The sequence below is a fragment of the Brevibacillus centrosporus genome, assembly GCF_003710815.1.
GTDB classification, from domain to species: Bacteria; Bacillota; Bacilli; order Brevibacillales; family Brevibacillaceae; genus Brevibacillus; species Brevibacillus centrosporus.
This window is the reverse complement of sequence record NZ_RHHP01000013.1, coordinates 90,638-112,263: the sequence shown is the minus strand read 5'-3', so window position 1 is coordinate 112,263 and position 21,626 is coordinate 90,638. Positions and strand designations below refer to the sequence as shown.

17 protein-coding genes, 1 riboswitch and 1 other annotated feature are annotated in these 21,626 nt (G+C 50.4%); of the genes, 10 read left to right on the top strand and 7 right to left on the bottom strand.

Annotated features, from left to right (window positions below):
* From EDM55_RS13165 to EDM55_RS13140, 6 genes are all read left to right on the top strand, one after another.
* On the top strand, positions 1–312 hold the full coding sequence (locus tag EDM55_RS13165; RefSeq protein ID WP_092268008.1) for a hypothetical protein: 312 nt from the start codon (positions 1–3) through the stop codon (positions 310–312).
* 176 nt (positions 313–488) lie between these two features.
* Positions 489–1,550, top strand: coding sequence for an HD-GYP domain-containing protein (locus EDM55_RS13160; protein ID WP_092268009.1), 1,062 nt, complete (start codon positions 489–491; stop codon positions 1,548–1,550).
* Positions 1,551–1,680: 130 nt separating this feature from the next.
* Positions 1,681–2,544 carry a universal stress protein gene (locus EDM55_RS13155; RefSeq protein WP_092268010.1) on the top strand — a complete coding sequence of 288 codons (864 nt, stop codon included), beginning with the start codon at positions 1,681–1,683 and terminating at the stop codon, positions 2,542–2,544.
* 111 nt (positions 2,545–2,655) lie between these two features.
* On the top strand, positions 2,656–3,498 hold the full coding sequence (locus EDM55_RS13150; RefSeq protein WP_092268011.1) for a deoxyribonuclease IV: 843 nt from the start codon (positions 2,656–2,658) through the stop codon (positions 3,496–3,498).
* Between the two features lie 52 nt (positions 3,499–3,550).
* Entirely contained in the window at positions 3,551–3,955 is a 405-nt protein-coding gene (locus EDM55_RS13145) for a hypothetical protein (protein ID WP_092268012.1), read from the top strand.
* 297 nt (positions 3,956–4,252) lie between these two features.
* Complete coding sequence (locus EDM55_RS13140; protein WP_246070818.1) at positions 4,253–5,098, top strand: hypothetical protein; 846 nt, start codon at positions 4,253–4,255, stop codon at positions 5,096–5,098.
* A gap of 932 nt (positions 5,099–6,030) precedes the next feature.
* Here the strand turns inward: EDM55_RS13140 and argS are convergent.
* From argS to EDM55_RS13120, 3 genes are all read right to left on the bottom strand, one after another.
* The gene (argS, locus tag EDM55_RS13130) at positions 6,031–7,743 is read right to left on the bottom strand and encodes an arginine--tRNA ligase (RefSeq protein ID WP_092268015.1); all 1,713 of its coding nucleotides are present in this window, start codon (positions 7,741–7,743) and stop codon (positions 6,031–6,033) included.
* Between the two features lie 68 nt (positions 7,744–7,811).
* Positions 7,812–8,049, bottom strand: a binding site (T-box leader).
* A 43-nt stretch (positions 8,050–8,092) separates the two neighbouring features.
* A complete protein-coding gene (locus EDM55_RS13125; protein ID WP_092268016.1) occupies positions 8,093–8,587 on the bottom strand; it encodes a hypothetical protein in 495 nt (164 codons plus the stop codon).
* Between the two features lie 156 nt (positions 8,588–8,743).
* Positions 8,744–8,845 (bottom strand): YjcZ family sporulation protein, encoded by a 102-nt coding sequence (locus tag EDM55_RS13120; protein ID WP_092268017.1) that lies wholly within the window; start codon positions 8,843–8,845, stop codon positions 8,744–8,746.
* Positions 8,846–9,057: 212 nt separating this feature from the next.
* Positions 9,058–9,158, top strand: a riboswitch (SAM riboswitch).
* Between the two features lie 187 nt (positions 9,159–9,345).
* On the opposite strand from EDM55_RS13120, the gene metH reads away from it, so the two are divergent.
* The gene (gene metH / locus EDM55_RS13115) at positions 9,346–12,792 is read left to right on the top strand and encodes a methionine synthase (RefSeq protein ID WP_122960517.1); all 3,447 of its coding nucleotides are present in this window, start codon (positions 9,346–9,348) and stop codon (positions 12,790–12,792) included.
* A gap of 29 nt (positions 12,793–12,821) precedes the next feature.
* Positions 12,822–14,690, top strand: a complete 1,869-nt coding sequence (locus EDM55_RS13110; protein ID WP_122960541.1) for a bifunctional homocysteine S-methyltransferase/methylenetetrahydrofolate reductase — start codon at positions 12,822–12,824, stop codon at positions 14,688–14,690.
* 58 nt (positions 14,691–14,748) lie between these two features.
* On the opposite strand, the gene EDM55_RS13105 is transcribed toward EDM55_RS13110, so the two are convergent.
* The 3 genes from EDM55_RS13105 to EDM55_RS13095 all read right to left on the bottom strand — a co-directional run bounded on the left by EDM55_RS13105 (position 14,749) and on the right by EDM55_RS13095 (position 16,919).
* Positions 14,749–15,735 (bottom strand): YutH/CotS family kinase-like spore coat protein, encoded by a 987-nt coding sequence (locus EDM55_RS13105; RefSeq protein WP_122960516.1) that lies wholly within the window; start codon positions 15,733–15,735, stop codon positions 14,749–14,751.
* A 70-nt stretch (positions 15,736–15,805) separates the two neighbouring features.
* On the bottom strand, positions 15,806–16,375 hold the full coding sequence (locus EDM55_RS13100) for a mismatch-specific DNA-glycosylase (RefSeq protein ID WP_259676083.1): 570 nt from the start codon (positions 16,373–16,375) through the stop codon (positions 15,806–15,808).
* A gap of 163 nt (positions 16,376–16,538) precedes the next feature.
* Positions 16,539–16,919 (bottom strand): SET domain-containing protein, encoded by a 381-nt coding sequence (locus EDM55_RS13095; RefSeq protein ID WP_122960539.1) that lies wholly within the window; start codon positions 16,917–16,919, stop codon positions 16,539–16,541.
* A gap of 540 nt (positions 16,920–17,459) precedes the next feature.
* On the opposite strand from EDM55_RS13095, the gene EDM55_RS13090 reads away from it, so the two are divergent.
* Positions 17,460–18,086 (top strand): LysE family translocator, encoded by a 627-nt coding sequence (locus EDM55_RS13090; protein WP_092268020.1) that lies wholly within the window; start codon positions 17,460–17,462, stop codon positions 18,084–18,086.
* Positions 18,087–18,262: 176 nt separating this feature from the next.
* On the opposite strand, the gene EDM55_RS13085 is transcribed toward EDM55_RS13090, so the two are convergent.
* Positions 18,263–19,783, bottom strand: a complete 1,521-nt coding sequence (locus EDM55_RS13085) for a carboxypeptidase M32 (protein WP_092268021.1) — start codon at positions 19,781–19,783, stop codon at positions 18,263–18,265.
* A gap of 177 nt (positions 19,784–19,960) precedes the next feature.
* Between EDM55_RS13085 and EDM55_RS13080 the strand changes: the two genes are divergently transcribed.
* Positions 19,961–21,559, top strand: a complete 1,599-nt coding sequence (locus EDM55_RS13080; protein ID WP_092268022.1) for a peptide chain release factor 3 — start codon at positions 19,961–19,963, stop codon at positions 21,557–21,559.
* The last annotated feature ends 67 nt before the right edge of the window (positions 21,560–21,626 follow it).

The following is a 21,626-nucleotide window of genomic DNA, read 5'->3' as shown; positions in this document are numbered from 1 at the left end:
ATGGGAACGAAGAAAGAGTCGAGCAAATCCTCGCAAGCGGAAATGGATGTATACGAGCGAGCGCGTTTTGCTCTTGTCGATCTGATCGATGAGCTGCAGGAAGCGCTGGATGAAGAGGATACGGAGAAATTTACGCGGCAAGGCTATGAAATGGTGGGTCAGTATTTCCGCAAGCCTGTCAATACAGGGGATTTGACCTTGATCTTTGCCTCGGTTTTGCAAGATATTTTGCACAAGCTGGAAATGACCCAGCAAGGAGACAATGTTTCCATGGTGCGTGACGAATACAGCGTGATGAAAAAGGAAGAATGAAAGCGACCCATCAAGGTCGTTTTTTTCGTTTCACCCTAGACTTTGCTCCCCGGAAAAATGTGTATTCCCATTGAAAGAGCAGGAATGGTCTGAGCATATTGAACTACGAAAGAGGTTTTCACAGTGGTAAACTAGGGAAGTATCAGAGGGGAGGAAGCAACCAGGAGGAAGACCCCATGAAATACGTAAATGTGGAGCAAGTGGAACCGGGTGACGTGCTGGCCCGCAGTATTTATACGAGCGAAGGCTTGACCTTATTGCATGCTGGCGTTCAGTTAACTGTCGGAATGATTCATAAGTTGCGCCGTTTTGGTGTGACGATGCTGAGTGTGAAAGATCCGTTGCTGGATGAAGTAAAGGAAGAGGATGTCATCACAGAGGCAACACGTAAAGATGCGATTCGCAATCTTTCTGCAGCACTCCAATGCGTGCAGACTGGCAAGCATATGGATGTGCGCGGGATTCACAAGTCGGTGAACAGTATCGTCGACGAGACACTGCGCAATCGCCGCGTGCTGTTAAATCTGGGAGAGATCCGGACGACGGACAACGCCATGTACATCCATGCGTTGAACGTCTGCATGATGGCGACTGTGATGGGAGTAGGTCTTGGCTATAACACGGCCCAATTAAAAGAGCTGTCGATCGGGGCTCTTTTGCATGATGTGGGCAAGCTCAGCGTGGACAAGGACGCCCCTGCCTATAAGGCCAAAAGCATGGAGAATCACCACACCTGGCTGGGCTTTCATCTGTTGCGAAAAAAGCATGAGATGAGCATCGTCTCCGCGCATATACCTCTTCAACATCATGAGTGGGTGGATGGGAGCGGTATTCCACGGGGACTAGTCGGGGATGAAATCCATGATTTTGGCAAGATTGTGGCGATCTGCAACTACTACGATAATCTGATTTCCCCTCTTTCCGAGGAAGAGGAGACATTGGCACCGTACGAGGCCTGCGAGAAAATCATGGGACTTGCAGAAAAGCGTTTTGATCACAAGATGGTGATTCACTTTTTACGCTCGATTGCCTTGTATCCGACAGGGACATCGCTAAAGCTGAGCACAGGGGAAATCGGGGTCGTCATTGACCAGAATCGCGGATTGCCAGCGCGGCCAGTGGTGAGGGTGATCCGTCGAGACCAGCAAGCGAGCAGGCACATGGCCGAGGAACACGAAATCCGCGACATTGATCTGGGTGAAGAGGTGACGGTGTTCATTTCCGGGGTTATGGAGTAAGGCAAAAGTCAGGGTTTTTTTCTTCCAAGATCAGGGATAGTCCCTACATACAGGGGAAATTGTCTGATCTACAATGAAAACAGGCAAGGGGCTGGCCCTTGACCATGATTAGAGGAAAGGACGTGTTTTTATGTCCCGTATTCTGGTACCCGTAGATTTTTCTGCACAATCCTTGCAAGCTGTCCGCTTTGCTGTCGCCTATGCAGCGGATCGTCATGAACTGACGATTTTGCATGTCATACAGTCGTTTCCTTCGCGCAACGTGGTAAATAAGCTGGGAAAACAAAATATCGAAAAGTTTCAATTGGAAGAAGCAAAAGAAGATTTGCAGCCAATGATAGCGATTTTGGAGGAAGCAGGTACTTCCTATCAGCTCGAAATCGTCTTTGGAATCCCTCACGAGGAAATCGCCAAGCACGCGACGGCGGATTATCGTGCAGTCGTCATGGGCACACATGGGTATGGCCGAATGACGGGCTATCTGAAGCAAAGTGTCAGCTACCCTACGATTCATGATTCGAAAATTCCTGTCTTTCTCATATCGGAAGAGACAAATGCGGATGCATTCCCGTGGAGTAAAGTCCTCATTACCGTGGATGGCTCCGAACCGGCTATGGCTGCCCTACAGACAGCCTTGCAGCTGAGTGAGGGAATGGACGTCACTTATACGCTGCTAACCGTTGTTACTCCCCCTGTAGCGTATACAGGCATGTATGGCGCAGGATGGGAGGATACGGCCACACTCGAGGGCTGGGGAAAAGAGACGAATCGATCTTACGAGGAATTCCTTGAGGCGAAGCAGGTTCCATTTGAAAGCAAAGTGCTGATCGGTGATCCAGCTACCCTAATTCGGGAAACAGCCAAAGCAGAACAAGCAGGTCTCATTGTTCTGGGGCATCATGGCTTGGGTGGAATTGCTGGAACACTGGTGGGCAGTGTAACCTTCAAAACCATTCACCGTGCGCAAACGCCTTTGCTTATTGTAAAATCCTAATCAGATCGGATAAAAGTGCTGTCCTTCAGTAGGGCAGCTTTTTTATGTTACCGCACTTCTAGCGCTTGACAGGACTGGGGAAAATGGAGAAGAGAAAGCGAGGGTGATCGGATGAAGATTGGAAGTCATGTGAGCATACGAAACGGTTATGAAGGTGCTGCCATCACAGCGAATAAACTGGGAGCGAAGGCGTTTCAATTCTTTCCGAAAAACCCGCGAAGCTTAGGTGTAAAGGCGTACGATGAACGAGATGCCGAGGCTTGCCGCAGCTTTTGCAGGCAGAAAGGGATATCCTCGATCGCACACACCCCGTACACGGTCAATCTATGTGCAGAGGATCCAGATCTGTTTGAGGTCACGATCGCTTCGGTGCAAAATGATTTGCAGATCGCTGAGGCCTGTGGTGCGATGGGTGTCGTCGTTCACTTCGGCCACTATAAAGGCAGCGATATATTGGAAGGCTACAAACGAATGATTACGATGATCAACCGGATCCTGACTGGCTGGCAGGGGCAAGCGCGACTCCTGGTAGAGAACAATGCTGGCCAAGGAAATCGGATGGGAACGACTCTGGAAGAGCTGACGCAAGTAAGACTGTTGGTAGAAGAACCGGAGAAAGTGGGGTTTTGTCTGGACACTTGCCATGCATTTGCAAGTGGTATGTGGAAAGGAAATGACTGGGGAGAAGTGGCAGAAAGAATGCGGGAGCTCGACTTCTTTGCAAGCCTGTGCGCTGTACATTTGAACGATTCGCTATATCCAACGGGTTCCTTCCGCGACCGTCATGCGAATATCGGACATGGCGAGATCGGGGACGCTGCCTTTGCTGCTTTTTTGCGGACACCCGAATTGCATGACTTGCCCCTCGTGCTTGAAACACCGAAGCAAGGGGAGGACAGTCATCGCGAGGAGATCAAACATGTCCAAGCATTAATCGATCAGTGGCAGGGATGACCGACATGTGGTACAGTGTGAGTTGGAATGCGGTCCAAGAGGAGGAGTACTGATGAAGAAACGGATTAAGGTCACGATCACGGATTTTGAGCCGATCAAACAAAACCTGAACGATCCTGAGGAGCTGTCTCTTTACGAAGCTGCCAATGGAAATACATATGACGCCGAAATCGAGCATGACGGGTATGCGGTAGTGGACCTTTCGGAAGATAACTATCTCGAACTGGCTCCAACGGAATACCAGCTCATGATCGAGGAATGGACAAATGCAGGAAAAATAGGAGATTTGACGCTGCAAACCAAGTCCGATCCGGCAGATGACAAAGCGCTGCTCTATCGCATGTTAGATGAGGCTGGGAATGAAACGAAGGCACCGGTTTCGCTGCCCAAGCAAGTCGTGGAGCAGGTTAGCAAGACGTGGTTTGGGAAGAAACAAAAAGCGGATGTGGATGCGTAAAGCATTTCATTCAAACGCTAACGAGGAAAGGAGCGATCATTATGGTCGCTCCTTTTCTATCTGTCTGGCACTTGATTGCGGGGGAGAAGGCTAGCGATAGTGGATATCGTACGTCGTTTTCAGTACTCCTGAATCAAGCTTCTTTTCCAGCAAAGCGCCTGCGAGCTCTACGCCGCCTCACAGCAATGAAGTAGTCAAGTGAAACAGCTACGTGATAAACAAGTGTCGCCATAGGAACGCCTCCTTTTTTTCCGATACTTCATTCCGTTTGTAATATTCTGGAAATTCAATAAAGAGATGAAGCTTCGCAGCAGGCCGCTCAGCGAGGTGGCGGTCGGGATAGGTATGGAAGTTGCTGGTTACATTATAGGGAGACCTCATGCTGCAGGAGAAAAAACGATGCCATATCAAAGGTTCCAGTCAGCTGATAGTAAACCTCGTTATTCCAAAGGGCAGATATCCGTATTTGGAATCAACTCGATCCATCCCCGTACTCCTTGGATTGCAGCTTGGTGGTCTGCTGCCTCTATCTGGGAGCTGGTGGTCAACAACCAGGCTCATATCAACATGGCCATTGCCTTATCGTTTCTTGGCAGGTTTGACGAAGCAAAGGCTCAGATCAACCAGAGCTGGGGTCTTCTTTATGTGGCAGTATTTGTGTATAGCATCTGGGACAGTTACCGTTGCGCGGTTGAAATCAATAAAAACCATTCTTTGGCTGAAATCGAGGATGCACCGATTACTCCATCAGCTGTTTACTTTTTTCGACGTGATGATTCTCGAGAAGAAGCATCCATGGGTAGGATTGGTTTGGTCCGCCTTATCACCTGGATTGGGCCAACTATATGGAGGCAGTACGGTAGTGGGCACATTCATTTTGCCTGGTGGATCTATGTTTGCTATAAGTCCGAGGCGATACGTGCCTGGCTTCATTCGTTTCTCGGAGATTTTAGCAGCGTGACTGAAATGGTGGATTGGCAGTGGTTTCTTTTTTTACCTTCGATGTATGCTTTTGCAATCTATCAGGCGTATACTTCGGTAAATGAAAGCTATACGATATTGAACAAATCCGATTTCTCAGAGCGAGGGCTGAAAAGTTGGCACACCTACACAAAGCAGAAAACGATTCCGTTGAACAAGTAATCGCCACATTTGAGCATTCGCCATTTGTGGAAATCGTTATCCACGATATGGAGAAGCTGGGAGTACCTTCGCAAAATATCGTTGCTCTACCTCTGGAAAATCTTGAGTCTCAAACCCATATTATCGACTCTATCCATCGGGTGGATGGGAAAAGTGTTGGATGGAGCCATGATGGGGGCAACGAGCTTTGGGGTGCTTGGAGCCATCTATGGATTTGTCTTGTACTGGGGACCCATTATTTGGGGGCTGCTTGGTTTAGTAGGGAGGTTCTTCTAGAGGTAACATGTCCTGCTGCTATGCAGGAGTCGTTGATCAAACTGCTGAAATCACGTCGGGCAAATGGTTTCGTGATCGTGCCACAGCGTTTCACATAAATGAATGGTATGAAAGAAAAGAGGATTCTTTTCCTGAGACAGAGGCTACTGAAAAAATTCGGTAGCCTCTTTTTCATGCGAGCTGGATGAGCGAACCTAGGGAAAGCGAGAACCATGGGTGAAAAAATGTAGCACCTATAATAGAATCGTTATGACAAAAGAAACGATCCATACGGAAACGCTCACTAGACAGTATCTCCAGGTACTCGAGGCTTTACGGGCGAAAAGAAAATTGGTTCCGAAACAAATGAGGAAGTAAAGCACGATGACCAAATAACCCAAAGGACTGGGACTAGGAGCCTGACTACCACTAAGCGCACCACCCGTCATGAGGACAAAAATAAAAACGTAAAAGCCTGCGATCCCAAAGAGAATATTCAACGCAACAGCAGATAGCTTCATCCACACAGGGATTCACCTCGATTTCGTTGTTATCTGTTTGACGCAGAAACCTGTGAATTGTTGTTAGGTATGAAAAAATGGTTTCCTGTAACGTGAAAAACCGCCGCTCTCAGCAAGTGAGGAGCAGCGGTTTTTCTATTTTCCAGTATTTAGCACTTACATTTCTTCCGGAGCAGCCAGACCGAGCAGGCGCAAACCTTCCTTGAGTACGGCTACTACTGCAGCAACGAGCTGGAGGCGGGAAGCCTTGATGTCTTCTTCCTCCGCCAAGATGCGGACATTGGCATAGAACTTATTGAACGATTGAGCGAGGTCGATCACGTATTTCCCGATTTGGGAAGGATCGAAGTTGTCAGCGGCGCGTTCGATGACTTCCGGGAATCCGTTCAGCAGTGTAATGACTGCCCAAGCCTCTTTGCTATCCAGCGCACCCTCTGCCAATGGAGCAGATGCAGGCTGGAAGTTGCCTCTGCGCAGTAGGGAGCAGGCGCGCGCATGGGTGTATTGCACATATGGGCCGGTCTCGCCTTCAAAGGTCAGCATTTCTTCCAGAGAGAAGTTGATGTCGTTCAGGCGGTAGTTTTTCAGGTCGTGGAAAATGACCGCGCCGACGCCCACTTGACGAGCGACTTCTTCTTTGTTTGCCAGAGAAGGGTTTTTCTCCTCGATCACTTTCTGCACATCCGCGATTGCTTGGGAGAGCACTTCCTCCAGCAAGACAACCTTCCCTTTCCGGGTGGACATTTTTTTACCGTCCTTGAGCATCATCCCGAATGGCACGTGATGCATGTCGCGCGCCCACGCATAGCCCATTTTTTCCAGTACCTTATACAGCTGCTGGAAGTGGAGGCGCTGCTCGTTTCCTACGACGTATACGGCTTTTGCAAAATCGTAGCTCTCGTGGCGGTAGAGGGCAGCAGCCAAGTCGCGTGTCGCATACAGGGTTGCGCCATCGGATTTTTTGATCAGGGAAGGCGGCATGTCGTACTCGTCCAGGCTGACGACAAGCGCGCCGTCGGATTCAGTCAAGAGACCTTTTTCCTCGAGCAAGGTGACGACACGATCCATCTTGTCATTGTAGAAAGCTTCTCCGTTGGTGGAGTCGAAGGAGACATTCATCAGGTCGTAGATCTTCATGAATTCCTTCAAGGATTCATCGCGGAACCATTTCCACAGGTGCAGCGCTTCTTCATCGCCGTCCTCGAGCTTTTTGAACCATTCGCGTCCTTGGTCTTCCAGGGAAGGGTTGTCCTTGGCTTCATCGTGGAAGCGAACGTAGAGCGTCAGCAGCTCCTTGATCGGCTCCGCTTTCACTTTTGCTTCGTCTCCCCACAGACGGTACGCTACGATGAGCTTGCCAAACTGCGTGCCCCAGTCGCCCAAATGGTTGATGCGAACGGGCTGGTAGCCTTGCTTTTCCATGATGTTGGCGATCGCGTTTCCGATGACGGTCGAACGCAGGTGGCCCATGGAGAATGGCTTCGCGATGTTCGGGGAGGAGAGGTCGATCGGGACCTTGCGTCCTTGTCCGATATGGCTGTCTCCATAGGCACTTCCTTGAGCGAGGATGGTGCCAATCACTTGCTTGGCAACAGCTGCTTGATCAAGGAAAAAGTTGATGTAGGGACCGACTGCAGTCGATTCACGCAAAGGGTCTCCACTGATTTTCTCTGCCAGCTCTGCTGCAATCATCGGAGGAGCTTTACGCAATGCTTTTGCTAATTGAAAGCAAGGGAACGCGATATCTCCCATGGCAGGGTTTGGTGGTGTCTCCAGCATGCCGTATACGGTTTCTTTTGGATAGTTTTCTACCCCTTGCTGTGCGAGGGCGTCGGCGATTTTTTCCGCCACTTGGTGTTTGTAGCTCATGTGAATCTCCTTTCTGATTGGAAAGAGGGTGGGTGCTCCAAATAAAAAAACCTCTACGTCTCCTATAAGAAAGAGACGAGAGGTTGTGCTCCCGCGGTGCCACTCCTGTTGTTTTTGCTTGAAAGCAAAAACCGCTTGACCTGCTGTATCGGGCAGTCCCGGCGTTTCCCTACACGATTTGCAAATCGCAAATGTTCAGGACGCATCTCCGAGGTGCGTTTCCTCTCATGCTCTGCATCGGGCTTCCACCATCCCCGACTCGCTAGCGTCATTTACATGAGGTACTTTCCTCTTCAACGATTCAACGATATCTCTAGCATTATAACTGGTGAGGCTGCACTCGCGCAACTCACTCTTCCGGTTTATTTAAAATCTTGTCCAGCTGTGCGAAGTATTCTCTCGTCAGCTTTTCCTTTTCCTCGGCACTCATGTTTTCTGCATTCATCCATTGCTCTTTGAATTGCTCGAGCTGTGCCAGCATAGCCAGCTCGGCTGCAGCATCTTCTTCCAGATCGTAGTTCTCGGATGGATCGAAGGGGATCAGCCGATTGTCGTTTCCGCTGCGCAGGTATGGATTGCGCCAATGATCGGGAAAATGGTAAGGCTGCTCGCCAAACATCAGTCCGAGTACTTCATCCGAATCGAGGGGCAGAAAATAGTCGTAATCATCTCGACGTCCGCCCGCGGATAAATTGAGATGGGAAAGGAAGTAATGCAGATAATGGTCACCCGTCTCCCGATTTTTCACGATGGAGTAAGTCTCGAATTCACTTTGCTCCAGTTCCTTGATTTTTTCGAGAGACGATAAAAATTCGTCTTTTTCACGGGCATCTAGTGTGTCCACAGCGTTTCGCTCCTTTGTATTGCCAAGCCGCGATACAATTCATTTTTGTATTCAGTATAGCAAAAGCGCTTTAGAGTGACAATGAACGGAGGTTTTTTCGAGCCAGGCAAACGCAAAAAGAGCCTAGAGGATCTAGGCCCTTTTCATACGCTATGACTAGCAGTCTTCGGAGCACCCAACAATTACCAGCAGGATAAACAGTACGAGCACCAATGCGAAGTTGTCACCAAAGAATCCGCCGCAGAAAGATGTACTCATGTTTGTTTCCCCTCCTTTCCGTTATGCTCTAGTCTATACACGAACACACAGATTGGCGTGGGCGGATGTCTAGATCAACGAAAAATGGGCACAATCTTTTGAGACAAGAGTAAATATTAGACAAATTCTTAATTGACGAAGAGACAGGGGGGTGATAAGATACTTGCAAACATTCATGAAGTTTGACATTTCAACTCCATAACCATGTACGACTCTTATCCAGAGAGGCAGAGGGACTGGCCTGATGAAGCCTCGGCAACCGGTAGCAATCCGGTGCCAATTCCAGCAAAGCTACGGCTTTGAAAGATGAGAGGATGACTCAGGCGCTTCTGTATTTCGCGGACAAATCCTCTTCTACTTAAGAAGGGGATTTTTTTGTGCAGATAAGCATGGATAAGGATTTATCCGGTATACGCACAACAAAGTGAGACAGGAAGACTTGCAACTACAACAGAGCAGTGTATGAAACGGCTGAGAAGAGGCCGAAAAGGAGCAAGCTGATGAAACCAACTTTTCGCGAGCAGCTTTCCCGAAAAATTCTGATTTTAGATGGCGCAATGGGAACCATGCTGCAACAGGCAAACCTGACAGCCGAGGATTTTGGCGGTGAGGAGTACGATGGCTGTAACGAGCTGTTGAATTTGACAAGACCGGATGTGATTCGTTCCATCCATGAAAAGTATTTGGAGGCAGGCGCAGACATCGTCGAGACCAATACCTTTGGTGCGACTTCTGTGGTATTGGCTGAGTACGACGTAGCCGATAAAGACCTCGAAATCAATATAGCGGCAACCCGGCTGGCGAAGGAAGCGGTGGATGCCTATTCGACTCCGGAATGGCCTCGCTACGTGGCAGGTTCCATGGGGCCGACAACCAAAACGCTGTCTCTGACAGGCGGCGTCACCTTTGAAGAACTGGTGGAGTCCTACTATCGCCAAGCTAAAGGGATGATTCTCGGGGGAGCCGATGTGCTTCTTTTAGAGACCTCCCAAGACACGCTGAACGTGAAAGCGGGGGGCATCGGGATCCGCAAAGCGTTTGAAGAACTGCAAACCGAGCTGCCGATCATGCTCTCCGGGACGATCGAGCCGATGGGAACCACCCTCGCCGGTCAAAACATTGAAGCTTTCTATTTTTCCCTGGAGCACTTAAAGCCGGTTTCGGTCGGTTTGAACTGCGCGACAGGCCCAGAATTCATGCGTGACCATCTGCGTACGCTGTCCGGTTTGGCGGAATGCGGCGTCAGCTGTTACCCGAACGCTGGGCTTCCGGATGAAAACGGTCATTATCACGAAACTCCCCAAGGCTTAGCAGCCAAAATGCGCGCGTTCGCCGAGCAAGGTTGGCTGAACGTAGCGGGGGGCTGTTGCGGTACGACGCCAGAGCATATCCGGGCAATGGCAGAGGCGCTAAAGGATTGCAAGCCGCGTGGGCAAGTGAAGGAGCCGGTCAGTGCCGTCTCTGGTATCGAAGTGGTTTACGTGGAAGACGACAATCGTCCGTTGCTCGTAGGAGAGCGTACCAACGTCATCGGCTCGAAAAAATTCCGTGACTTGATCGCGGCAGGTCAGTACGAGGAAGCATCCGACATTGCCAGAGCACAGGTAAAGCGTGGAGCCCACGTAATCGACATCTGCTTGGCTGACCCGGACCGAGATGAATACGAGGATATGGAAAAATTCCTGCAATTCATCGTGAAAAAGGTGAAGGCGCCGCTGATGATCGACTCCACCGATGCAAAAGTGATGGAGCTGGGTCTTCGTTACTCCCAAGGGAAGGCCATTCTCAACTCGATTAACCTCGAGGATGGGCTGGAGCGTTTTGAGGAAGTCGCACCGCTCATTCACAAATACGGTGCAGCAGTCGTTGTCGGGACGATTGAAGAAGCCGGGATGGCTGTAACTCGTGAGAAAAAGCTCGAGGTTGCCAAGCGTTCCTACGATATATTGGTAAATCAATACGGAGTAAAGCCGCAGGATATCATTTTTGACCCATTGGTATTCCCTGTTGGAACAGGCGATGAGCAGTACATCGGTTCTGCCAAGGAAACGGTGGAAGGGATTCGTTTGATCAAACAAGCAATGCCGGAGTGCAAAACCATTCTGGGAGTCAGCAACGTATCCTTTGGCTTGCCGGCAGCAGGTCGGGAAGTGCTGAATGCCGTGTTCCTGTATCACACGACAGTAGCCGGTCTGGACTACGCGATCGTCAACACGGAAAAGCTGGAGCGCTATGCTTCGATACCGGAAAATGAGCGGAAGCTGGCCGAAGCGCTGTTGTTCGAAACGAATGACGAAACGCTGGCCGCCTTTACTGAGTTTTATCGTCAAAAGAAGAAAGAAGTGAGTGTAGAGGTCTCCAAGCTGACGCTGGAAGAACGCTTGGCACGCTATGTTGTCGAGGGTTCCAAGGATGGTCTGACGGAAGACTTGAAGCTTGCTTTGGAAAAATATGCACCGCTGGAAATTATCAACGGACCGTTGATGACGGGAATGGAAGAGGTCGGTCGGCTTTTCAACGGCAACCAGCTGATCGTGGCAGAGGTGCTGCAGAGTGCCGAGGTTATGAAGGCATCGGTATCGTATCTCGAACCATATATGGAGAAATCCGATGCGGCAGCGAAGGGCAAGATCCTGCTGGCGACGGTAAAAGGCGATGTGCATGACATCGGCAAAAACCTGGTGGAAATCATTTTGGCGAATAACGGCTACGATGTGGTGAACCTCGGGATCAAAGTTCCACCTGAGCAGTTAATCGCAGCGTGCCGGGAACAGAAGCCGGATGCGATCGGTCTGTCCGGTCTCTTGGTGAAATCCGCACAGCAGATGGTCATTACGGCGCAGGATTTGCGCGATGCAGGAATTGACGTACCGATGATGGTAGGCGGCGCCGCGCTGACTCGGAAGTTCACATCCAACCGGATCGCGCCAGAATACCGCGGGATCGTGCTCTATGCAAAAGATGCAATGGATGGTCTGGACCTCGTGAACCGACTGCAAAATCCGGAAGAGCGTGAACGCTTGGTGGAGGAGCAGCAAAATCTGCTAGAAGCAGTCGCCACCGCGCAACCTGTCGTCGAGGAGAAAAAAACAGCTCTCCCCGCACGCTCGGCCGTGAGTAAAACCGTCCCTGTCCATGTTCCCCCAGATTGCGAGCGCCACATTTTGCGCCAATATCCGATCACGCATTTGCAGCCGTACTTGAATCTGCGGATGCTGCTCGGCAAGCATCTTGGGGTACGTGGAAACGTAGATAAGCTGATTGAATCCGGAGATGAGAAAACGCTGGAGCTGTACGGACTGGTGGAGGATTTGCTGAATGACGCCAAACAGCAGGGCACGATTTCCGCACACGGGGTGTACCAATTCTTCCCGGCGCAATCCCAGGGAAATGAGATTTTGGTCTACGATCCGAATGATCACAGCAAGGTGCTGGAGCGATTTGAGTTCCCGCGTCAGCCGGAAGAACCGCATCTGTGCCTCTCGGATTTCCTTCGACCTGTGGAGAGTGGAGAAATGGATTACGTCGGCTTCCTGACAGTAACAGCGGGTGGAGGCATTCGCGAGCGTTCTACCGAGCTAAAGGAACGCGGAGACTATTTGCGCTCCCATGTTCTGCAGGCACTCGCGCTGGAGCTGGCAGAGGCGTTCGCTGAGCGGATTCACCACATCATGCGTGATGGTTGGGGGATTCCTGACCCGGCAGAGATGACCATGCTGGAGCGATTCGGTGCCCGCTACCAAGGGATCCGCGTATCGTTTGGCTATCCTGCTTGCCCGAAATTGGAGGATCAGGCGCAGCTGTTCCGCTTGCTGCAGCCGGAAAATATCGGCATTCAACTGACAGAAGGCTTTATGATGGAGCCGGAAGCGTCCGTATCTGCGATGGTATTCGCACACCCAGAGGCTCGCTATTTTAACGCCGGACCGTCGGTGTTTGAAGTATAAACGGAATCAAAAGGAGAGAAGTGATTGAGTTGACCACAGGCAAGAAAGATTTACGGGAGTATTTGCAGGATCACCTGCTGGTAGGAGATGGAGCGATGGCGACCCAGCTGCACAGGCTGGGCGTCCCGCTCGGAGTGAGCTTCGAAGAGCTGTCGCTGTCGAATCCGAAGCTTGTCCAAGAGGTTCATGATTCGTATTATGCGGCTGGAGCCAGACTTTTGGAGACCAATACGTATTCAGCCAATCGGGATTCCTTGTCCCGCTATGGTCTGGAGCATCGCGTGGCGAGGATCAATCGCTTAGCCGTAAAAATTGCCCGGGAATCCGCAAGAGACGATGCGTATGTCGCAGGGAGCATTGGCTCCATTCTGGCAGGTCGCGTGCGTAAAAAAGTGCTGGATGAATACCGGGACCAGTATGAGGAGCAAGCCATTGCCCTGCTTCACGCGGGTGTGGACGGAATTATTTTGGAGACGTTTCTCGACCTGGAGGAGCTGCTTATGGCGCTGGAGGTCATTCGTCCCCTGACGGATGCTCCCCTGATCGCCCAGCTGGCTACGCTCGAGGTAGGACGCACGCGGGATGGATACTCGCTGACAGATGCGTTTGGGCAGCTGAAGCAGGCAGGAGCGGACATCGTGGGTCTCAACTGCCGCCTCGGTCCAGCGGAAATTTTGCGATCGTTTGAAAATACGCAGGTTCCGCATGGTGCACTCTTGTCTGCTTTCCCGAATGCGGGCCGTCTCGGTCTTACAGACGGGGAGTACGCCTACAAGTCGACGCCTGACTATTTCGGCCAGAGTGCCTTGCGTTTGCGGGAGCAGGGCATCCGTTTGATCGGCGGATGCTGCGGAACGACACCTGAGCACGTCAAAGCGATGGCAGATGCACTGGAGTCGCTTGAGCCACAGGAGAGAATCAATCCGGCGATCGTGCCTGGTGATCGTCCACAGGTGACGGTACAGAGCATCCGCGATCAGTCGAAGCCGAGTATCGTAGAAAGAGTCAAAACAGAGACAACGGTTATCGTAGAATTCGACCCGCCGCGCGATCTGGATGCGGAGTCCTTCCTGGATGGCTGCTGCGAGCTTCACCGCGCAGGGGCTGATGCCATTACTTTGGCCGACAACTCGCTGGCTACCGTACGGATGAGCAACATGGCGCTGGGCGCTTTGATGAAAAGCAGACACGGTATCGATCCGCTGCTGCATATCGCCTGCCGCGACCGCAACTTGATCGGACAGCAATCCCATCTGATGGGCTTGCACGCCCTCGGTATCGATCAAATCCTTGTCATTACCGGCGACCCGTCCCGTTTCGGCGATTTGCCAGGTGCTACCTCTGTGTTTGACGTGACCTCTTTTGATTTGATCCGCATGGTGAAGCAGTTGAACGAGGGTGTCTCTTTTGCAGGTCGTCCTTTGAAGCAAAAAGCGCAGTTCATCGTAGGTGCGGCTTTTAATCCAAACGTAAGACAGATGGATGCGGCGATTGCTCGTCTGGAAAAGAAGGTAGAGGCCGGAGCGGACTATATCATGACCCAGCCCGTATACGATGCGGAATCGATCAAGCAAGTGTATGAGGCCACCAAGCATATCGGCATACCGGTCTTCATCGGGATCATGCCGTTGACCAGCTTGCGAAATGCGGAGTTCCTGCACAATGAAGTGCCTGGTATCAAGCTTTCTCCTGAAGCACTGGAACGGATGAGAGCGGTGGAGCAAGGGGAAGCGGCAAGGCAAGAGGGGATCAAAATGGCGAAGGAGCTGCTCGATACCGCCATTCAGTATTTCAAAGGCATTTACCTGATCACGCCATTCCATTACTCCTCGATGGTAGCTGAGCTGGTGCAGTACGTACGACAGCAAAGTGCGCTCGTGAAGACAGCAACCCACTAGCCTATACAATCGACAGAACAGAGGCCCTTGTGTGAAGAGACAGGCAAATTGCCGCTCTTTACTCAAGGGCTTTCATTTCTTCGAGCATATAAGCCGTTTTCCTGATTTCCTGTTTCAGGAATTTTTCGATATCCCGCTCCGACATCTCGAGGTATTGCTGCTGGCGTAAAAACCGTTCGGTAATATGGGGATAGGCAAGGTCGGTATACAGAAGATGCCGCTGTCGCCGGGACAGTGGATTCTCGCGGAGATACCCGTCGAGAAGGTAGTGGAAGGCTTTGGGATTCCACTTTTTGTTCTTTCGCATTAATAAGGAGAGCACACGGCTGATATCTTTGGAAGGAAAATCAAAGCGAACGTCCTCCCAATCAATGACGGTAATTTTCTGCTTTTCCGAGAGCAAGTTTCCGTTGTTGAAATCGCCGTGACACAAGAAATGTCGGGAGGTAGGGAGCGCCCTCCAATTCTGATAGTACGATGATTTTTCCAGGCTCTCCATGGCGATTTTACCGGCGATCAGAAAGAACGGAAGATGCAAAAAGATGATCTGATGCTTCGGTTCTTTGCTTGACTCATATTGCTGATTCCAGCGCTGCAGGGCAGTAAAATCATTTCGATATTCCTCGTCCCACGTGCTTGCGGCGTTGTACAGGTGACTGTATGCAGAGGAAAAGCCGACAGATGCGGCGTGAATTCGCCCGAGGGTGGATCCGGTTCGCCTGATGCGTGCCGGAAGATTGAGAGCGAGCATGGGACCGGATGCCCAATGCTGGATGAGAAAGGGATACCCGTTCCAATAAATAAAGCGTTGATTGGACTTCGTTTTTTGCAATTTGGGTATGTGAATCCCTTTTTTTCGCAGATGCTCTTCTGCATCCAGGATGAAGTTTTGCCGCTCTTCAGTAGTGAACAGGCTTTTGCCTAGGAATTTGCCCTTGCGTGTCCGCAAGATAATCACCAATGATTTATTAGAGTTTCGCATAATCTCGTAGCTGAGAATACCGAGGCCGTACTCCTCTTCAATAAGTCGGATTAGTGCTTCCATCTCTACCCTCCTACGAAAAGCGAGTAAGCGACTATCCTTTATCGTACTGCGAACAAAGGAAATGTGATACTCAAGAGAGGGGATGCCATCCTTTTTCCCGCAGAAACTGGCTCAGCTCACTGAACATGGCCAGCCGTTCTTCCCGGGAAAAGGAGGCGTTCGCACCGCTTGTCGAGGGAATGACAAACACATAGCTGCCAGGCCAATCGTCTGTGCCGAATTCGAGCTTGGATTGGAGTCCGAGCGCAATCTTCGTTTTTTTCTGTCCGGTGGCGTGGCGGAAAGCAGTGATACCGTTAAAGCAAATAACGCGGGGACGATAGGTCTGAATCATTTGCACGAACTGCTCCGCTCCCGTCGCATAGTCATCCTCGCGAAGATCGGTAGAAGAGCGAGTCGGACGTGAGACCAGGTCAGTAATGCCATAGTTTAAGTCGAGCAGACAGGCGGTCTCTTCGGGAGCAAATCGTTTAGAAGTCAATCCTCCCTCATACAAGCCTCGCCAGAACAGATTGGCGGGGTTGGCATAATGATATCCGGCTGTTGCCGAGACGCGTCCCGGGTTGATCCCGCAAAACAAAACAGCCAGATCACGCCGAATATAAGTAGGCAGCCATTTTTCCGTAAAGTCAACCAACACACGATCCCTCCTGTCCCCTTCATCGTAGCATACTACCTGATCTATGCGAAAAGGGAAGGGGAGATCGTTTGGAGCAAATCCGTTAAAGGTCCAATGAAAAAAGGCCGTCTCAACGAACGGCCAGCATAAATTTAGTACGAAAATTTAGGGATACGGCAAACGATTACTCCTCTTCGTAGAACCAGAGGGGATCTTTGTTATCGACATCACCGTTGTAGTTGATCAGCACTTCTTCTCCCGCCTTGATGTCCGTATAGGCGTAGAAATCAAAGGTGTGGTTGTCAAAATTGATTTCGTATACAGCATTCGGCTCATAGGAATGATTGAACAGCATGCCGTAGCCCAGAAGGATACAAGTGTGGTTAGCCCCATATTCAAAAGCGTAGTCGGCAATCATGGTTTTCTCAATATGCTCATGCTCCGCATTGGGATAGGGGAGAACGGGTGCTTCGTGAATCAGTTCGCCTTTGCGAATATCTTTTGTGGCAAATACCCCCCGATTGAGATCGCCATTACTGAGGGAGGAAGTTTTTACGGTAAGCATTTCAATCACCTGCACATTCTTTGTCGAGAACACGTTGTCTCTTATTTTACTTAAGCATGACAGTTGATTGGAGCGAAAGCAATGGTTTCCATTTATTTTAACGTATAAGAATTTATAAGCATGCTTATGAATTCTGGAACGCATGACGAAGTGCCTCAGCGTCAGCTTCTGGCATCACTTCGGTAAAACTTTCCGCTAAAACGCGGTCGCTCCTCCATGAACAAGCCTCGGTAGAGGTTTTCTTAATGAAATTGTCGTGCTATTTATTGGAGGTACCGGAATGGTTGGAGCCAGTTTCAGAAGAGGAATATAACAAGTTGTAAAAACGGAGAACTATGCATGAAGGCAGCCGGGATTGAACTGCCTTTTTTATAGAATGACGCGAGGATGTAGCAAGGATCGTTTATAGACACTCCCTGCATCCTCGTCCATTTAGCCCTGAGTCTAGTGCGTGGAAATCACAAATCAAGTATTTTAACCATTTTCCATTTGTGTTAAAGTGATTCACATCATTTTCATGAAGAGGGGAAGGAATGGAAGATGGGAAACTTTTGGTTGTTCGTCGTCATGTCTATATTACTGATTATTCTTCCTGGTCCCGATACTGGACTCGCCACGCAAAACACGATTGCGCACGGAAAAAAGGGTGGGTTTCAAACGGTCTTCGGCATCACGACTGGCTTGGTCTTCCATACTTTGGCGGCGGTGTTTGGGCTTTCGGCGATCCTGGTCAAATCGGCAGTCCTGTTTTCTGTTTTTAAATACGTCGGTGCCGTGTATTTGATTTACCTCGGCCTAACCTCCATCTGGGCGTTGAAAAAGAACAAAGGAACGGAGCAGGAGGAGCAGCAGGGCAAATACAAGCATAAATCTCCGTTTCGTCAGGGGCTGCTGACGAATCTGCTGAACCCAAAGGTTGCGGTTTTTTTTCTGACGTTTCTTCCGCAATTTTTATCGGCGGGGACCAAGCCGTTTCTGCAATTCTTGCTGATGGGCGCGACGTACACCATGCTTACGATTCTGTGGTTCATCCTGTACGTGTCGTTCATCAACTACATTCGCAACTGGATGAAGAAACCGTCCACACAGCGGGCCATACAGGGGATCTCCGGATTTGTTCTCGTCGCATTTGGAATCAAGCTTGCCTTTGAAAAAGCTCCCAGCTGAGCTGCGAGAAATAGCGGGACGACCTCCTGCTTCTACAAACAAGAAGCGCTCCTCCAAAGAGGAACGCTTTTTTCATGTACAGTAAGAATTTATAAGATTCTTAGCCAGTATAAGTGCAACTAAGGCTCCGTCACAAAGCTTTGGCGGAGCCAAGTTTTCTAATCAACGAGGATTCCTTATAGCTGATAGATGGCAGAGAACTTCTTCTCCAGATAATCCATCAGGTAGGTGGCATTGGTACCTTCACCGGTAATGGCTTGAACAAGCTCTTGAGGGCTCTTCATTTTTCCGTACTGGTGAATGTTTGTTTTCAGCCACTCGCGAATGGGAGCAAAATCTCCTTTGGCAATCAAGTCGTGATAGCCGCTGATTTGCTGCTCCATCACGTGGGCAAACTGAGCAGCATAGACGTTCCCCAAGGAGTACGTAGGGAAATAGCCGAAGCTCCCACCAGACCAGTGGATGTCTTGCAGCACGCCGAGTGCATTTGTCGGAGGAGTAACCCCCAGGTATTCTTGCATTCTTTCGTTCCATATTGTAGGCAGATCAGCGACTTTCAGCGTACCGTTGATCAAGCCTTTCTCGATCTCATAACGAATCATGATATGGAGATTGTACGTCAACTCATCCGCTTCGATACGGATGAAAGACGGAGTGACTTCGTTGATCGCGCGATAGAACCCGTCTACACTGACCCCGTCGAATTGGGCAGGGAATGCTTTTTGCAGATCGCTGTACAAGCCGTTCCAGAAAGGCAGGCTGCGGCCGATCATGTTTTCCCAGAAGCGGGATTGAGATTCGTGAATACCCATGGAAGTACCATCGCACAATGGGGTAAACAACAGACTCGGATTGATATTTTGCTCGTACATGGCATGCCCTGCTTCATGGATGGAGCCAAACAGAGCTGTATTGAATTCATTGGCATCATAGCGGGTCGTGATGCGCACATCTCCTGGGTTGAATGAAGTACAGAAAGGATGGGCGCTGCGGTCCATGCGACCTGCTTGGAAGTCGTAGCCAATGCGTTCCAAAACGAAGCGGCTGAAGGCTTCCTGTTCTGCTACTGGAAAGTGTCTTTTCAAGGAAGAGGTGTCAGGCTTATTCGGTGACTCCGCAATCGCGGCCACCAGCTTCACCGTTTTCTCACGCAAGGTAGTGAAGATCGGGTCTAGCTGATCGACGGTCATGCCGGGTTCGTAGAGATCGAGAAGTGTGTTATACTTGTTTTTTCCGTCGTGCCCCCAGTAGTCGATGAACGCAAGCTGGAAGTCGACGATTTTTTCGAGGTAAGGCTGGAACAGGGAGAAATCATCTTTTTCCCGTGCTTCTTCCCAGATGGTCTCTGCCTGTGAAGTCAGAATGACGTACTCTTGGTATCTGGCTGCGGGAATTTGCTTGTTGCGGTCATATTCCTTTTTGCATTCGAGAACCGTATGACGGGTTACTTCGTCAAGAGCTTCCAGAGCTGCGGGCTCACTCAGCGTCTCCAGAAACTCTTCCATTTCTTTTGAGGTCGCTAGCTTGAACTGTTCGCCAGCCAATGTACCAATGACCTCGGAACGCGCTTCCATTCCTTTGCGGGGAGCTTGGGTAGCCTTGTCCCAATGAAGGACGGCGATAGCCTGATTGTAGCTCGACAGCTTTTTCACATACGCTCGAAAAGCGGTTGAACGTGCTTCCAGATTGGTCGACATGAGGTCCCTCCTGATATCGTTTTCGTATGTACTTTCTTGAATGCAGTCAAAAAATTTTTACTACTACACATTATAATGGTTTTGCGGAAAAATACTAGGTGGATGCAGCACGAAAATGTCGGTATAATCGTAAGGAAAAGAATGAGGCTACTTACTTGTCATGACAGGAGAATGAAGATGAGTCAAATCAATCCCCAATGGGAGAAGGAAATAGCGAAAAGACGCACCTTTGCCATCATCTCCCACCCGGATGCGGGTAAAACAACGATGACGGAAAAACTGCTCTATTACGGCGGAGCCATCCGTGAAGCGGGGATGGTCAAAGGACGGAAAAACTCCAAGCATGCGACCTCCGACTGGATGGAGATCGAGAAAAAGCGCGGAATTTCCGTGACGTCCTCCGCGATGGACTTTGAATACAAAGGGCATCATATCAACATTTTGGATACACCTGGTCACCAGGACTTCAGTGAAGATACGTATCGGACTTTGACGGCTGCAGACGCGGCCGTGATGATTATCGACGTCGCCAAAGGGGTCGAGGCCCAGACGATCAAGCTGTTCAAGGTCTGTCGCATGCGCGGGATCCCGATCTTTACCTTTGTCAACAAGCTGGACCGTCACGGGAAAGATCCTTTCGAGCTGCTGGAAGAAATCGAGCGTGTGCTGGGGATTCGTTCGTATCCGATGAACTGGCCGATCGGAATGGGCAGCTACTTTAGCGGGGTATACGACCGGATGAAATCCCGCGTAGAGCTGTACCAAACGGGCTCGCAGCACGAGGAGATCTCTTTTTTCCCTGTAGAAGGCGCCGAAGATCCGCTCATCGGAGATCGTGTCGGGCAGGAGCTGTGGCAGCAGCTGCAAGATGAGGTTTCCTTGCTGGATGTGGCTGGGGACGATTACGACGAAGAGCTGATTGCAAAAGGAGAGCTGACTCCTGTCTTTTTCGGAAGTGCGATCAACAACTTCGGGGTACAGACTTTCCTGGACAACTTCCTGCAAATGGCACCGCCGCCGTCGCCTAAGAAAAGCAACGCCGGATTGATCGATCCGTATTCGAATGCGTTCTCGGGCTTCATCTTTAAAATCCAGGCAAACATGAACCCGGCTCACCGCGACCGCATTGCATTCCTGCGCATTTGCTCCGGCAAATTCGAACGCGGCATGTCTGTGAAGCACGTGCGTCTGGGCAAAGATATCAAGCTGGCGCAGCCTGTGCAGTTCATGGCGCAGGACCGCGAGATTGTCGATGAGTCATTCGCGGGCGATGTGATCGGTTTGTTTGACCCGGGCATTTTCCAGATCGGCGATACGCTCTGCGTGGGGCAGTCATTCGAATATGAAGAAATGCCGCACTTCTCGCCAGAGTTTTTCTCCAAAGTCATGGTAAAAGATGCGATGAAGCACAAGCAGTTCCAAAAAGGAATCATGCAGCTGACGGAAGAGGGGACAGTCCAGCTGTTCCGTACGCATCCGATGGAAGAGCTGATCCTGGGCGTGGTCGGGGTTCTCCAGTTCGAGGTATTGGAGTACCGTCTCAAAGCTGAGTATGGAGTCGACATCATGCTGACTCGCATGCCTTACCAGATCGCTCGTTGGCTGGAAGGCGACAAGGCTGCGATTGACGCACTCAAAAACAAGATTGTAACAGATCGCTACGGTCGTCCGGTCATGCTGTTCGAAAGCGAATACCAGCTGCGGGTAGCGATGGATAAGCATTCGTCGATCAAGTTCCACGAGAGCTCGCTGGGCTTGAAATCCGTTCTGTCATAAGGGCAAGGCAAGACTATCAAATAAAGCGAAAAGGGGCTCCCAGTACAGGTGAGACCCTTTTTTTCAC

Excerpts from the sequence above, each read along its gene's own strand:
- EDM55_RS13165 (WP_092268008.1), top strand. The coding sequence starts at position 1 with ATGGGAACGAAGAAAGAGTCGAGCAAATCCTCGCAAGCGGAAATGGAT.
- EDM55_RS13160 (WP_092268009.1), top strand. The coding sequence starts at position 489 with ATGAAATACGTAAATGTGGAGCAAGTGGAACCGGGTGACGTGCTGGCC.
- EDM55_RS13155 (WP_092268010.1), top strand. The coding sequence starts at position 1,681 with ATGTCCCGTATTCTGGTACCCGTAGATTTTTCTGCACAATCCTTGCAA.
- EDM55_RS13150 (WP_092268011.1), top strand. The coding sequence starts at position 2,656 with ATGAAGATTGGAAGTCATGTGAGCATACGAAACGGTTATGAAGGTGCT.
- EDM55_RS13145 (WP_092268012.1), top strand. The coding sequence starts at position 3,551 with ATGAAGAAACGGATTAAGGTCACGATCACGGATTTTGAGCCGATCAAA.
- EDM55_RS13140 (WP_246070818.1), top strand. The coding sequence starts at position 4,253 with ATGAAGCTTCGCAGCAGGCCGCTCAGCGAGGTGGCGGTCGGGATAGGT.
- argS (WP_092268015.1), bottom strand. The coding sequence starts at position 7,743 with ATGAGCTACAAACACCAAGTGGCGGAAAAAATCGCCGACGCCCTCGCA.
- EDM55_RS13120 (WP_092268017.1), bottom strand. The coding sequence starts at position 8,845 with ATGAGTACATCTTTCTGCGGCGGATTCTTTGGTGACAACTTCGCATTG.
- metH (WP_122960517.1), top strand. The coding sequence starts at position 9,346 with ATGAAACCAACTTTTCGCGAGCAGCTTTCCCGAAAAATTCTGATTTTA.
- EDM55_RS13105 (WP_122960516.1), bottom strand. The coding sequence starts at position 15,735 with ATGGAAGCACTAATCCGACTTATTGAAGAGGAGTACGGCCTCGGTATT.
- EDM55_RS13095 (WP_122960539.1), bottom strand. The coding sequence starts at position 16,919 with ATGCTTACCGTAAAAACTTCCTCCCTCAGTAATGGCGATCTCAATCGG.
- EDM55_RS13090 (WP_092268020.1), top strand. The coding sequence starts at position 17,460 with ATGGGAAACTTTTGGTTGTTCGTCGTCATGTCTATATTACTGATTATT.
- EDM55_RS13085 (WP_092268021.1), bottom strand. The coding sequence starts at position 19,783 with ATGTCGACCAATCTGGAAGCACGTTCAACCGCTTTTCGAGCGTATGTG.
- EDM55_RS13080 (WP_092268022.1), top strand. The coding sequence starts at position 19,961 with ATGAGTCAAATCAATCCCCAATGGGAGAAGGAAATAGCGAAAAGACGC.